The sequence below is a fragment of the Litorivivens sp. genome, from assembly GCF_041624475.1.
Taxonomy (GTDB): Bacteria; Pseudomonadota; Gammaproteobacteria; order Pseudomonadales; family Spongiibacteraceae; genus Litorivivens.
Genome location: NZ_JBFJUX010000002.1, coordinates 67,446 through 80,536, shown reverse-complemented (window position 1 = coordinate 80,536; position 13,091 = coordinate 67,446). Strand labels below are relative to the sequence as shown.

12 protein-coding genes are annotated in these 13,091 nt (G+C 57.9%); 11 read left to right on the top strand and 1 reads right to left on the bottom strand.

Going from position 1 to position 13,091, the window contains the following annotated elements; all coding sequences use genetic code 11:
* Positions 1-123: 123 nt before the first annotated feature.
* Complete coding sequence (locus ABY734_RS03045; protein WP_372777502.1) at positions 124-1,284, bottom strand: pyridoxal phosphate-dependent aminotransferase; 1,161 nt, start codon at positions 1,282-1,284, stop codon at positions 124-126.
* Between the two features lie 230 nt (positions 1,285-1,514).
* On the opposite strand from ABY734_RS03045, the gene dksA reads away from it, so the two are divergent.
* The 11 genes from dksA (at position 1,515) to panD (ending at position 13,048) form a co-directional block, all read left to right on the top strand.
* Entirely contained in the window at positions 1,515-1,952 is a 438-nt protein-coding gene (gene dksA / locus ABY734_RS03040) for an RNA polymerase-binding protein DksA (RefSeq protein WP_372777501.1), read from the top strand.
* Between the two features lie 36 nt (positions 1,953-1,988).
* Positions 1,989-2,882 (top strand): tRNA glutamyl-Q(34) synthetase GluQRS, encoded by an 894-nt coding sequence (gluQRS, locus tag ABY734_RS03035; RefSeq protein ID WP_372777500.1) that lies wholly within the window; start codon positions 1,989-1,991, stop codon positions 2,880-2,882.
* A gap of 63 nt (positions 2,883-2,945) precedes the next feature.
* The gene (locus ABY734_RS03030; RefSeq protein WP_372777499.1) at positions 2,946-3,122 is read left to right on the top strand and encodes a hypothetical protein; all 177 of its coding nucleotides are present in this window, start codon (positions 2,946-2,948) and stop codon (positions 3,120-3,122) included.
* Complete coding sequence (locus ABY734_RS03025; RefSeq protein ID WP_372777498.1) at positions 3,100-6,051, top strand: ATP-binding protein; 2,952 nt, start codon at positions 3,100-3,102, stop codon at positions 6,049-6,051. Before ABY734_RS03030 ends, ABY734_RS03025 begins: the two co-directional genes overlap by 23 nt.
* 155 nt (positions 6,052-6,206) lie before the next feature.
* Positions 6,207-7,637: a sigma-54-dependent transcriptional regulator gene (locus ABY734_RS03020; RefSeq protein ID WP_372777497.1), complete on the top strand. Its 1,431-nt coding sequence runs from the start codon at positions 6,207-6,209 to the stop codon at positions 7,635-7,637.
* Between the two features lie 521 nt (positions 7,638-8,158).
* Entirely contained in the window at positions 8,159-9,490 is a 1,332-nt protein-coding gene (pcnB, locus tag ABY734_RS03015; RefSeq protein ID WP_372777496.1) for a polynucleotide adenylyltransferase PcnB, read from the top strand.
* On the top strand, positions 9,490-9,969 hold the full coding sequence (folK, locus tag ABY734_RS03010) for a 2-amino-4-hydroxy-6-hydroxymethyldihydropteridine diphosphokinase (RefSeq protein WP_372777495.1): 480 nt from the start codon (positions 9,490-9,492) through the stop codon (positions 9,967-9,969). Before pcnB ends, folK begins: the two co-directional genes overlap by 1 nt.
* 15 nt (positions 9,970-9,984) lie before the next feature.
* Positions 9,985-10,635 (top strand): deoxynucleoside kinase, encoded by a 651-nt coding sequence (locus tag ABY734_RS03005; protein WP_372777494.1) that lies wholly within the window; start codon positions 9,985-9,987, stop codon positions 10,633-10,635.
* Between the two features lie 12 nt (positions 10,636-10,647).
* Positions 10,648-11,439 carry a 3-methyl-2-oxobutanoate hydroxymethyltransferase gene (gene panB, locus ABY734_RS03000; RefSeq protein WP_372777493.1) on the top strand — a complete coding sequence of 264 codons (792 nt, stop codon included), beginning with the start codon at positions 10,648-10,650 and terminating at the stop codon, positions 11,437-11,439.
* A gap of 290 nt (positions 11,440-11,729) precedes the next feature.
* Positions 11,730-12,614 carry a pantoate--beta-alanine ligase gene (panC, locus tag ABY734_RS02995; RefSeq protein WP_372777491.1) on the top strand — a complete coding sequence of 295 codons (885 nt, stop codon included), beginning with the start codon at positions 11,730-11,732 and terminating at the stop codon, positions 12,612-12,614.
* A gap of 53 nt (positions 12,615-12,667) precedes the next feature.
* Positions 12,668-13,048, top strand: a complete 381-nt coding sequence (gene panD / locus ABY734_RS02990) for an aspartate 1-decarboxylase (RefSeq protein WP_372777490.1) — start codon at positions 12,668-12,670, stop codon at positions 13,046-13,048.
* Positions 13,049-13,091 lie beyond the last annotated feature (43 nt).

Genomic DNA, 13,091 nt, shown 5'->3' with positions numbered 1-13,091 from the left:
AAGACTGACTGCCATGGACCGGGTTCCTTCTACTGGCAGAGAAGGTAATTATTTCACTACTTCAGTCACCGGAGCCTCAGATACTGTAGGCAGGTCGCGACAGCCCACCCTGCGCATTAGGCTCTAAGCAAACAACCGTCGTAAACGACCAACCGCCTCCTCCAACCGCTCCATGGACGTTGTGTAGGCAAAGCGTACATGTTCGTCAGCACGGTAGCGCCCAAAATCCGCGCCCGGTGTAATGGAGATGCCGTGCTCTTCCAGCATCGACCGACAGAAGTCTGCACTCGTCTGGCCAAAGCGTTCAATACCTGCATACAGATACAGCGCACCGGCTGGCGTATGGGGCAGCGTAAAACCGAGCTGCTGCAGTTCAGGCAGCAGGAAATCGCGGCGCCGCTTGAATTCGTCGCGGCGGCTATCGAGGATCACTCTGGTTTCCGGCTCAAACGCGGCGAGTGCGCCAAACTGCCCCATGGTCGACATGGAGATAAACAGGTTCTGGGCCATCCGCTCCAGATGCGGGATGGCATCAGGCGGCGCCACCAGCCAGCCCAGCCGCCAGCCGGTCATACCGAAGTATTTGGAGAAACTGTTGATGACAAAGGCCCGGTCCGTAATAGAAAGAATGCTGGCGGCTTTCTCGTCATAGTCCAGGCCGTGGTATATCTCATCGACGATCAGATGCCCGTTTTTTTGCTCGCACAGGGTGTGCAGATCGCGCAGTTCATCAGCGGTCAGGATTTCACCGGTGGGGTTAGCCGGTGAGGCCACAATGGCACCCACGGTATTGTTACGCCAGGCCGCTTCGGCCTTGGCAGCGGTGAGCTGGTAGCGGTCTTCCGGTCCGACCGGCACTAATTGCCCCTCGCCTTCCACCAGACGAAAGAAGTTACGATTGCAGGGGTAACCGGGATCGGTCATCAGAATGCCGTCGCCCGGGTTCAGCAGCAGCCCGGAAATCAGTAACAACGCTCCCGACGCCCCGGGCGTGACCATGATCCGTTCCGGGGCAATATCCAGGCCATAGTCACGCTGATAATAACGGGAAATGGCCTCGCGTAATTCCGGCAGACCGGCCGCCTGACTGTAGTGGGTTTCGCCCCGGTTCAGTGCTGCCTGGGCCGCACGCACAATTGGCTCGGCGGTGGAAAAATCCGGTTCGCCCGCCTCCAGCCTCACAATGTCCCGGCCCTGTGCCGCCAACTGCTTGGCGCGGGTTAGCACCTCCACCACGCGAAAAGGCTCAATATCGTTGATACGACGGGCGTAGGGTCTGGCCAAGGTGTTACCTCCGGAAAAAGGCTTATGTTACCAGTCGTAGCTGTAACCGCCACCGTCCAAAAGCGCGATTACCGTCTATACTTTAACTTCCGGCGCGGTGCTGTTTTGCAGCCTTTTTGTTATGGCGCGAGCCCAATTATTCTGGTAGCTTTGCCGCTTTGGCGCCGGGGGTAGCAGCTGATATGGCCTGCTGCGGCGCACTTCCAGTCGTTGATGGAGAGATTGAATCAATGCCAGCAAAGCAAAAAGAAGCGGGTGTGTTCAAAAACTTTGAGCCCTATAAGCCAAAAAAGGGTGAAGAGTATATGAACGACAAGCAGAAGGAACACTTCCGCAACATCCTGTACAAGTGGAAAGCCGAGCTCATGGAAGAGGTAGACCGCACGGTTACCCACATGAAGGACGAGGCTGCCAATTTCCCTGATCCGGCCGACCGAGCGACTCAAGAGGAAGAGTTCAGCCTGGAACTGCGCACCCGCGACCGCGAGCGCAAGCTGATCAAGAAAATCGACTCGACCCTCAATCTGATCGATAACGATGACTACGGTTATTGCGACACCTGCGGCGTTGAAATCGGTATCAAGCGACTTGAAGCTCGCCCCACCGCCAGCCTGTGCATCGATTGCAAGACGCTGGATGAAATCAAAGAAAAGCAGGAACACGGCTGATCCTGAGCGGGCGGTTCGCGCCGCCCCTTCATCTGCATGTACTCCCCAGAATCGCCTTATATTGGCCGCTTTGCCCCCTCTCCCACCGGCCCGCTGCATATTGGTTCCCTGATTGGCGCCCTCGCCAGTTTTCTCGACGCCAGAGCTCATGGCGGGCAGTGGCTGTTGCGAATGGAAAATATCGATCCGCCTCGGGAAATTGCCGGTTCCGACGAGCGCATTCTGAATACGCTGCGCCGCCACGGGCTCAACTGGGACGGCCCCGTACTGGAACAGTCGACGCGTTCCGAGGCCTACGATGCTGCCCTGCAGCAGCTCCTGTCTTCTGGGGACGCTTTTCGCTGCAGCTGTTCCCGACGCCAACTCGCTCGTTTCGACGGCATCCATCGCGGAGCCTGTGTCGCCAGCGTCAATGAGGAAGACTGCGCTATTCGACTGGCAGTACCGGATGAGATATGGGAGGCCCACGACCTGCTGCAAGCCCCCCTGCGACAGAACCTGTTACAGGAGGTGGGCGATTTCACCCTCCGGCGACGCGACGGCTACTATGCCTATCAACTCGCGGTCGTGGTTGACGATGCCTATCAGGGCATCAATCACGTGGTGCGCGGCTCCGACCTCTGGGTGTCCACCCCCCGACAGCGACTGCTGCAGTCCAGACTCGCGTTGCCAACACCGACCTACCTGCACTTCCCCGTTATCGTTGGCAGCGACGGCCACAAACTCAGCAAGCAGACCTTTGCCGCCGCCATTGATGACAGCCGCGCCTGCGACAACCTGTTACTGGCCCTGCGCTTTCTCGGGCAGGAACTGCCGCCGCGTGCTCAACAGAGCTCCGTCGAGCGCATCCTCAATCACGCAGTGGACCATTGGCACCGACAACAACTGCCCGCAGTTATGGGTTTGCCAGAAAGCGCGTTCTTCGACTGATCGATGTTTTACATTCGCGAACAGGCTCTATTACCATTGGGCCTCTAACCGAGAGGCCCGGTGATGCTGATACATTCCTCCCTGATATTACTGTTTACCGTGTTTTTCCTGTTCACCCCCTCACTGGAGCAGTGGCTGCTGAACGACAGCGTAGCCTGGTACCGGCCGCACCTGATCTGGCTGGCCGTCGTAGTGTTTGTTTATATCAGCCAGCAGGATGCCGCCCCGGATGAACGCTGAGTTCCTCAATCTCTTCCTGCTGGGCTCGGTTTATTTAATTCTGCTCTTTGCCATCGCCTACGCCGCCGAACGCCGGCTGATGTCCGACTGGCTGAACCGGCACCCCGCCACCTATGTTCTGTCCCTGGGCGTCTTCGTCAGTGCCTACGGTATCTACGGTGTGGTCGAACAGGCGCGTGTTTCCGGTTACGGCTACATGAACTACTACCTGGGGGTAGCAACGGTGTTTATCGTCTACCCCCTGCTGCTGGCCCCCCTGATGCGTATCTGCCAGAGCTACCGTCTGGGCTCGCTGGCCGACTTGCTCACCTTTCGCTTTCGCAGCCAATGGGCCGGTTCACTGATCACCATTTTCATGCTGCTGGCAATGCTGCCGCTGCTGACCCTGCAGATTCAGGCGGTGTCGGAATCCATGCAGGTTTTGAGCGGCCGGCCGGACAACCCCGCCGACAGCCAGCAACAGCGCGATGTGCTGGCGCTGCTGTTTTGTGTGGTCATCATTGTCTTTGCCATCCTGTTCGGTTCACGCCATCTGAATTCGCGCGAAAGTCACCGCGGGCTGGTCACCGCCATTGCCTTTGAATCCGTCGTAAAACTGCTGGCGTTCGGCCTGACCGGCATCTTTGCCGTGATTTACGTTTTCGGCAGCTTTGACAATATGCAAACCTGGCTCAGCGGCCAAGAGGCCCTGGTCGAAGTGCTCAACAAACCTGTCGGCGGCGATACCACCCGCATGTCGCTGGTCATGTTCTTTGCCAGCGCCGTCTGCCTGCCCCACGTGTTTCATCTGGTATTTGCAGAAAACCCTAACCCCCGGCATCTGAAAGTCGCCAGCTGGGCTGTTCCGCTCTACCTGATGCTGATCAGTCTGCCGGTCTTTCCCATTCTCTGGGCAGGCGAGGCTCTCGGCACCGACGCTGCGGCTCAATATTACTCGTTGATCATCGGCAAGCAGAGCGGGCATGACTGGCTGTCCTACCTCGCTTTTATCGGCGGCCTGTCCGCCGCCAGCGGGGTCATCATTGTCGCCACACTGGCGCTGGCGAGCATGTCGCTCAACCACCTGATACTGCCCCTGTTTCAGCCGGACAGTCGCCGCGATATTTACCTCTGGCTACTGCGCACTCGCCAGCTTCTGGTCGCTGTGATTATCGGCGCCGGCTACCTGTTCTACTTCGCCATCCCGGACAACAACACCCTCAGCCAGCTCGCCATCGCCGCTATGTCCGGTTGCGTGCAGTTCTTTCCGGGGGTGCTGGCCATACTCTACTGGCCCTCCGCCAACAGCTACGGTTTGATCGCGGGGCTGCTTGTGGGCTTCGCGGTATGGGCATGGGGCTCCCTTGCCAGCCTGGTCGAGCTCGTCGACTCCAGCCTGCTGCTGTCGTTTTACGTCGCCGGTTTGCCGGAAGACCTTTACTGGGTAGCCGTGGTCGCTCTGTCATTAACGGCCAATGCGCTGGTGTTCATTGCGGTTTCCCTGTTGACCAATACCCCTGACGAAGAGCGCATCGCTGCCGAAGTCTGCACCCTGGATGACCTGAACCGCCCCGTTCGACAGATTCTGGATCTGCGCGATGCCGCAGATATGCAACAGCGACTCGCTTATGTTCTAGGTGACAACGTAGCTCACCGCGAAGTCGCACGCGCACTGGAAGAGCTCCAGCTCACCCCCGATGAGCGTCGCCCCTACGCACTGCGGCGTCTGCGCGATCGCATCGAGATTAACCTGTCGGCCCTGATGGGGCCGGGCGTGGCCAAGTCGCTGGTGGACCAGCAACTGCCTTATGTCTCGGACCCCACCACCAGCAGCGAAGACATCACGTTTATCGAAAGCCGGCTGGAGCTCTATAACGCCCACCTGACCGGGCTGGCGGCAGACCTGAACAATCTGCGCCGCTACCACCGGCAAACTCTCGACGAACTGCCCATCGGGCTGTGCTCACTCGGCAGCGACGGTGAAATCCTGATGTGGAATCGGGCGATGAGTGAACTCTCCGGCATCGCCAGCGATGACATCACCGGCTCGCGCCTGACCGACCTCGACGAAGACTGGCATACCCTGCTCGAGAGCTTTCTCGCCAGCGGCGACCTGCACTGGCGCAAGCATTCTCTAGAGAGCGAGGAAGGCAGCCGCATCCTCAATCTGCACAAGGCCTCGGTTGACCCGCTGGCACGCAGCGAGCAGGTCATCATTGTCGAAGACGTCACCGAAACCCACCTGATGGAAGACAAACTCACCCACCAGGAACGCCTCGCCTCCATCGGCCGCCTCGCAGCCGGGGTAGCCCACGAAATAGGCAACCCGGTCACCGGTATAGCCTGCCTCGCCCAGAACCTGCGCTATGATTCAAGCGAACCCGAAGTGCTGGAATCCGCTGACCAGATCATCAAGCAAACCCAGCGCATCACCGGCATTGTGCAAAGTCTGGTGAACTTCGCTCACCAGGGACGCGACGCCCAGGCCAGCAATATCGAAGCGGTCGATATCGACCACTGTGTCCAGGAAGCCATTCAGCTGCTGTCACTCGACCGCGAAGCTACGCAGGTAAAATTCGTCAATCGGTGTCCGCCGGGGCTGCTGGCGGCCGCAGAGGCCCAGCGCCTGATTCAGGTGCTGATCAACCTGTTGGCCAACGCCCGCGACGCCAGCGAACCCGGCGGTATCATCACCGTCCGGGCCGAGGGCGGAGACGCTATTCAACTGTCTGTTTGCGACAGTGGCAGCGGCATTCCCAGCCACGCGCTGGAAAAAATCTTCGAGCCCTTTTTTACCACCAAGGAACCCGGCAAAGGCACGGGGCTGGGGCTGGCGCTGGTCTACAACATCATTGAAGAACTCAACGGCGAGATCAGAATTGAAAGTCCGGTCGCAGATACCGGCCGCGGCACCTGTGTGCACATCACCCTGCCCCCCTTCATTTCCTAGCGCAGCACTGCAACCGCGTTCAGGACTGGCAAAAGGCGCTGCGACGCGGTATGTTTGAATGTTACGAACGCTTGGGCAGATTGGTAACATTTTCTCTGCCATCGAGGGCGCGCCAGCACCCGGCTCTCTGATTCAGCCAGATTTGCGAGTATGAAATGAGTGACATTCTGATAGTCGAAGACGAAGACGTAATCCGCAAAGCCCTGCGGCGCCTGCTGGAACACAACGACTACAGTGTGCAGGAAGCCTCCTCTGTCGCAGAAGCGCTGGCGAACTTCACCCTCGACGACTTTGACCTCATCATCTCCGATCTGCGTCTGCCCGGTGCGCCCGGCACCGAGCTGATCCAGCAAACCGAATCTCCCGTCCTTATCATGACCAGCTACGCCAGCCTGCGCTCGGCTGTCGACTCCATGAAACAGGGCGCCGTCGACTACGTCGCCAAACCCTTCGATCACGACGAGATGCTGGAAGCGGTCAGACGCAATATCGAGGCCCACTCCGAAGATAAAGCAGAAAACGGCAGCCGCCCACGGCGCAAGGGGCTGCGCGGCCAGCCGCAACTGGGCGAAATGATCGGCAGCTGCAAGAGCATGACCACCCTTTACGAGCGCATCAAAAAAGTGGGCCCCACAGAAGCGACGGTATTGATCCACGGCGAAACCGGCACGGGCAAGGAGTTGGTCGCGAAAGCCATTCACAATCGCAGCAGCCGCGCCGACAAACCCATTATTTCAGTCAACTGCGCCGCCATTCCCGAAACCCTCATTGAATCGGAACTGTTCGGCTACGAAAAAGGCGCATTTACCGGCGCCAATGCCAACCGTATCGGACTGATCGAGGCGGCCGACGGCGGCACCCTCTTTCTGGATGAGATTGGCGAGCTGCCCATGGAAGCTCAGGCGCGACTGCTGCGCTTTATTCAGGAGAACGAAATTCGCCGCATTGGCTCGGTTCACGCCCGCATTGTTGACGTCAGACTGATCTGCGCCACCCACCGCGACCTCAAGACCATGGCGCGCGAACATGAGTTCCGGGAAGACCTGTACTATCGCATCGGTGTAGTGCGCCTTGAGCTGCCTCCCCTCCGCGAACGCGGCAAGGATATTCTCGAGATTGCCGAAGCCGTGCTCAAACGCTGCTGTGATCGGCTGGGCAAAGACGAGATGTTTTTCTCGCCCAAGGCTATTCAAGCCATAACCACCTATATCTGGCCGGGCAATATCCGCGAACTGGAAAATGCCGTGGAGCGCGCTGTCATTCTCAGCGATGGCAATGAAATCGATAATGACCTGCTCGATATCGATCTGGAACTGGTAGATGTCAGCCAGATGCGCAGCAAGCAAAAGCCGGCGGACAACAAACCCCGCAAAGAGTCGGAGCCTGCGAACAAACCCAAAAATAACGCGCTGGACCCTAACGAAGACCTGTCACTGGAAGATTATTTCCAGCGCTTTGTGCTGGAGCACCAGGACTCCATGAGCGAAACCGAGCTGGCGCAAAAACTGGGCGTGAGCCGAAAATGCCTGTGGGAACGACGTCAGCGGCTGGGTATACCGCGGAAAAAGACCTCCAAATCAGCCTGACCCAAATGCGGCAGTTGCGGTAGACCCAAAATTGACGGCTGTACACAAAATACTGCAAAAGTTCCTTAAAAACGCCATTCTGTCACAAAATAAAGTTATTGGGACGTTACCCAAAATGTAAAAAGTAACAGCAGGCGGGCAGAACAGTAACAATAGGCATTAATACCTAGCCATCAAAATCACCGAACACATAGACTAACCTGTTGTTTTTAAAGCAAATTACATAGTTGGCACAGTAGGTGCTATAGGTATACGCGAATAAGAATAATAACAGACAACAATAATAATAAGAGCAGAAAAACCAATAAAAACAATTGCATAGAGACCTGGATGGGGAAGACACTGTTTTCCCCTTCTTCATTTCTGGGCCAGCAATTTTTAATCCCCTCCCCCCTCCCCTGCAATCAAGTGCTGCGCACAAATTGTTCTATGCTAGAATGCGCCGCTGGCTGATTCGCCTGTTTTATATAACTGATGAATGGATCTAAGTGGCTAATCTCTGGACAAAAATCACCTCTGCCGTGACACGAAAAACCAGCTCGGAAAAATTTCCCCGGATACTCAGTCGCGACGAACACCCGGTATCCCGCAAGCATATCAGTGACAGCGCTCTGAAAGTCATGCACCGACTTCGCAGCGGCGGCTTTGATGCTTTCCTGGTCGGTGGCGGTGTCCGCGACCTGATGCTGGGCAAACAACCCAAAGACTTTGACATCGCAACCAATGCGACGCCCGAAGAAGTGCGCCAGCTGTTTCGCAACAGCCGTATTATTGGCCGCCGCTTCAAGATTGTGCACGTTCGCTTTGGCCGGGAAATCATCGAAGTCACCACCTACCGCGGCAACCACGAAGATGGCAACGGCAAAACCGCCGTCGCCGGTGAAAGCGGTATGCTGCTGCGGGACAATGTCTACGGCACGCTGGAAGAAGATGCTGTGCGCCGGGACTTCACGGTCAACGCACTCTACTACTGCAGTGAGAAGTTCACCGTCCTCGACCACGTCGGAGGCCTGAGTGACCTGGAAAAACGCGAAGTGCGTATCATCGGCGATGCCGCCAATCGCTATCAGGAAGACCCGGTGCGCATGCTGCGCGCGGTACGTTTTGCCGCCAAGCTCGATTTTACGCTGGAAGCCCGTACCGCCGCGCCCCTGAAAAAGCTGGCGCCACTGCTGGAACAGATTCCAGCCGCCCGCCTGTTTGATGAAGTGCTCAAACTGTTTATGGAAGGTCAGGCGCTGCGGGTGTATGCCCTGCTGAAACACTACAACCTGTTCCGCCCACTGTTTCCCGCCACGCAGGCGGTACTGGACGGCGACGACCCCAGCGCGGCAGCACTGATCGAGCAGGGCCTGATCAATACTGACGCCCGCATCAGCCAGAACAAGCCGGTCACCCCCGCCTTTCTTTTCGCGGTCATGCTGTGGCCGGTGGTGCGCCGGGAAATGGCCCAGCTGCAAGCCGAGGGCGTGCCCGAGATTCCCGCGCTTCATCAGGCGGCCCAGAACTGCGTCTCGGCCCAGCAGCAGCACACCTCCATTCCCAAGCGTTTTTCGATGCCCATGCGCGATATCTGGGAGCTGCAGCTGCGACTGCCGCGCCGCACCGGACGCCGCGCCCAGGAACTGCTGGAACATCGCTACTTCCGAGCCGGTTACGACTTCCTGCTACTGCGCGAGCAAGCCGGTGAAATTCCGGAAGAGCTGGGCCCCTGGTGGACCGCATTCCAGGAAGCGGACGAGGGAACCCGCGAGGGCATGCAGAAAAAAATCGCCGGCGACCGCCCCGCCCGCAATAACAATGGCCGTCGCCGCCGCAAACCACGGCACCGGAATCCGCCGCGCTCGTCGTGATGCAAACCTGCTATATCGGCCTGGGCAGCAACCTGGATGACCCGCGCAGCCAAATCACGCGTGCACTGGCTGCATTAGGGGCCCACCCGTCGATAGAGCTGGTGCGCACCTCCAACTACTATGGCAGCAAGGCTGTCGGCCCCGGCGAGCAACCCGATTTTGTCAACGCGGCGGCCGAGTTGCGCACCGCACTGGAACCCCTCGACTTGCTGCACGCTCTGCAGACCATTGAACAGCAACAGGGGCGGGTACGCACAGTTCGTTGGGGCGCCCGAACCCTCGATCTCGACATCCTGCTTTACGGCAACCTGCAGCTCAGCAGCAGCGAGCTGACCCTGCCCCACCCGCGCCTGCAGGAGCGGCCCTTTGTTATTGTTCCACTGGCAGAAATTGCCCCCGAACTGCCCCTTCCCGATGGAACTTGTCTGGATAGACTATTAGACTACGCGAGCCGCGAAGATGTCTGGCGACTGGAGTGAAGGAATGGAGTGTAAATGACTGAAACGAGCGAGCTTCCGGATTTTATCGCGATCGAAGGTCCGATCGGCGTCGGCAAAACCACGCTCACCCAGAAGCTGGCCGAGCACTTTGGTTATCACACCATGCTGGAGCGCGCGGAAGAAAACCCCTTTCTCGAACGCTTCTATAAAAATCGCCGCCAGTCAGCGCTGGCAACCCAGCTGTTTTTCCTCTTTCAGCGCGTCGAACAACTCGACGAACTCAAACAGGCCGACCTGTTCGCCCCCCGCCAGGTTGCCGACTTTCTGATGCAAAAAGATCGCCTGTTCGCCCGCGCCAATCTCGACGCCGACGAAATGGCCCTCTACGACAAAGTCTATGAGCAGCTGACCCTCGACGCGCCGGTACCTGACCTGGTCATTTACCTGCAGGCGCCTGCCGACGTATTGATGAGTCGCATCCAGAACCGCGGCATTCGCTACGAACAGCGGGTCGAGCGCAGCTACCTGGAAACCATCAACGAAATTTACAGCGAATTCTTTCACTACTACGATGCTTCACCGCTGCTGATTATCAATGCCGAAGATATCGACTTCGCCAACAACGAGCGTGACTTCCGGCAACTGGTTGACTATATTCCGCGCATTCGCAGTGGCCGCCACTACTTTAACCCGAGCCTGGTGTAACGGGAGTCGCCCATGAACAAAATCAGCCCACAATCGCTTGCGGCCAAGAAAGCGCAAGGCGAAAAATTCGCCGTACTGACCGCCTACGATGCCACCTTTGCCCGCCTCGTCGACCAGGCCGGTATCGATGTCATCCTGGTAGGTGATTCGCTCGGCAATGTACTGCAAGGCCACACCAGCACCCTGCCGGTCTCGGTCGAGGACATGTGCTACCACACTGCCTGTGTCGACCGGGGCACAGAAAAAGCCCTGATCGTCTCCGACTTGCCCTTTGGCAGCTACAACACAATTGATGACACGCTGCGCAACGCCACAGCACTGATGCAGTCCGGCGCCCACATGGTGAAACTGGAAGGCGGCCAGTGGCTGGCTGAAAGCATTGCCCTGCTCACCGAGCGCGGCATCCCGGTCTGCGGCCACCTCGGGCTGACGCCCCAGTCGGTCAATACTCTCGGCGGCTTCAAGGTACAGGGCCGGGACGAAGCTGGGGCCCGCCGGATCATTACAGATGCCAAGGCACTGGAAAATGCCGGCGCCACCCTGCTGGTAGTGGAATGCGTGCCCACAGAACTGGGCCAACGCCTCAGCGAGGCCCTGACAATACCGGTTATCGGTATCGGCGCCGGCCCTCAAACCGATGCTCAGGTACTGGTCTTGCACGACCTGCTGGGCGTATCCCGCCGAATTCCGAAATTTGTTAAAAACTTCCTTGCGGATGCGCCAGACATCCAAACCGCCCTTGCCAACTACAAAATCGCGGTCGAACAGGGCGAGTTTCCGGGCCCCGAACACAGCTTTGAGTAGACAAAAACCCTGAAAGCCGCGTCTGGCGGGCCTTTCAGGCTATCATGTTACGTTATAACACCGCTTCTTTTGGTAACACAATCGATGGAAATTTGTTACCAAAAAGCATTGAACCCCCCCCATGATTGGGGCATACTTGCCCGCCTCTGTCCCTTGTACACATTGTAAACACTGCGACAGTGGCTTCCGGCAATATGGAAGATGGGCGCCAGCCCGCAGCGAAAGCGGACTGACATCACAGCAACCTGCATCTGCATATCAGCGATGGCACGAGTAGGAAGTTGGGTGGTATGAAAACCTTCAGTACAACAGCGCGGCTGAGAGAAGCCCTGGCCAGCGAACGACGTAACGGTCGACGCATTGCCTTTGTCCCCACCATGGGTAATCTCCATGAGGGCCATCTGCAGCTGGTGCGTCGTGCCCATGAACTGGGCGAGGTTGTAGTGGTCAGCATTTTTGTCAATCCGCTGCAATTCGGCGCCAACGAAGATCTCGACAAGTATCCCCGCACCCTGACCGCCGACAAGGAAAAGCTGTTTGCGGAAGGCGTTCAGTACCTGTTTCACCCCGGTGTAGCCGAAATGTACCCCAACGGCATGGGTGAGCAGTCCATCGTTTCCGTCCCCGGCGTTTCTGAACGTCACTGTGGCGCCAGCCGCCCCGGACATTTTGACGGTGTATCCACGGTTGTCACCAAGCTGTTCCAGATCGTTCAGCCCGATGTCGCCGTATTCGGCAAAAAGGATTTCCAGCAGCTCGCCGTCATTCGCAAGATGGTGGCCGATCTGTGCATGCCCATTGAAATCGAGGGTGTCACCACAGCCCGCGATCTCGATGGTCTGGCCATGAGCTCACGCAACGGTTTCCTGTCCCGCGCCCAGCGCGAACTGGCCCCCTTCCTGCACAAAACCCTGCAGGAGTGCCGCGAGGCCATCGCCTGCGGCTTTGACAGCTATGCGGAGCTGGAGCGGCACGCTCGCCTGTCACTGCTGGATGCCGGTTTTGAGCCCGATTACTTCTCAATCTGCGATGCCAGAACCCTGGATCAGGTAACTCTGGACACCGAAGAGATTGTTATACTGGCGGCGGCCCGCCTGGGTGAAACCAGGCTGATCGATAATGTCACCCTGAACTTCAATCCCAGCGCCGACTGGGGTATGCTTGCCGCCCATTAATTTGGGCCGGTTCGCACAGGCACGTTAGGCAAAGAGAGAGAAAGGAACAGCGTATGCAGTCCACCATGCTGAAAGCCAAGCTTCACAAAGCTACCGTTACCCACGCGGTGCTCAACTATGAAGGCTCCTGCGCCATCGACGGCAAGCTATTGGACCTGGCTGGCCTGCGTGAATACGAGCAGATCGATATCTACAACGTCACCAATGGCGAGCGCTTCACCACCTACATCATCCGCGGTGAAGACAACAGCGGTATCATTTCAGTCAACGGCGCGGCTGCGCACAAGGCCGGCGTGGGCGACACCATCATTATCTGCGCCTACGGCATCTACTCAGAAGCCGAGCTGATCAACTTCAAGCCGCGTCTGATCTACATGAACCCGGACAACACCGTCAGCCACAGCAGCAACGCCATTCCGGTGCAAGTTGCCTGATTGACCACGACATTCCACGAAAAGGGGGCTCTTCGCCCCCTTT

Bases quoted from the DNA above. Each gene is read 5' to 3' on its own strand.
- dksA (WP_372777501.1), top strand. From the start codon at position 1,515: ATGCCAGCAAAGCAAAAAGAAGCGGGTGTGTTCAAAAACTTTGAGCCC.
- gluQRS (WP_372777500.1), top strand. From the start codon at position 1,989: ATGTACTCCCCAGAATCGCCTTATATTGGCCGCTTTGCCCCCTCTCCC.
- ABY734_RS03030 (WP_372777499.1), top strand. From the start codon at position 2,946: ATGCTGATACATTCCTCCCTGATATTACTGTTTACCGTGTTTTTCCTG.
- ABY734_RS03025 (WP_372777498.1), top strand. From the start codon at position 3,100: ATGCCGCCCCGGATGAACGCTGAGTTCCTCAATCTCTTCCTGCTGGGC.
- ABY734_RS03020 (WP_372777497.1), top strand. From the start codon at position 6,207: ATGAGTGACATTCTGATAGTCGAAGACGAAGACGTAATCCGCAAAGCC.
- folK (WP_372777495.1), top strand. From the start codon at position 9,490: ATGCAAACCTGCTATATCGGCCTGGGCAGCAACCTGGATGACCCGCGC.
- ABY734_RS03005 (WP_372777494.1), top strand. From the start codon at position 9,985: ATGACTGAAACGAGCGAGCTTCCGGATTTTATCGCGATCGAAGGTCCG.
- panB (WP_372777493.1), top strand. From the start codon at position 10,648: ATGAACAAAATCAGCCCACAATCGCTTGCGGCCAAGAAAGCGCAAGGC.
- panC (WP_372777491.1), top strand. From the start codon at position 11,730: ATGAAAACCTTCAGTACAACAGCGCGGCTGAGAGAAGCCCTGGCCAGC.
- panD (WP_372777490.1), top strand. From the start codon at position 12,668: ATGCAGTCCACCATGCTGAAAGCCAAGCTTCACAAAGCTACCGTTACC.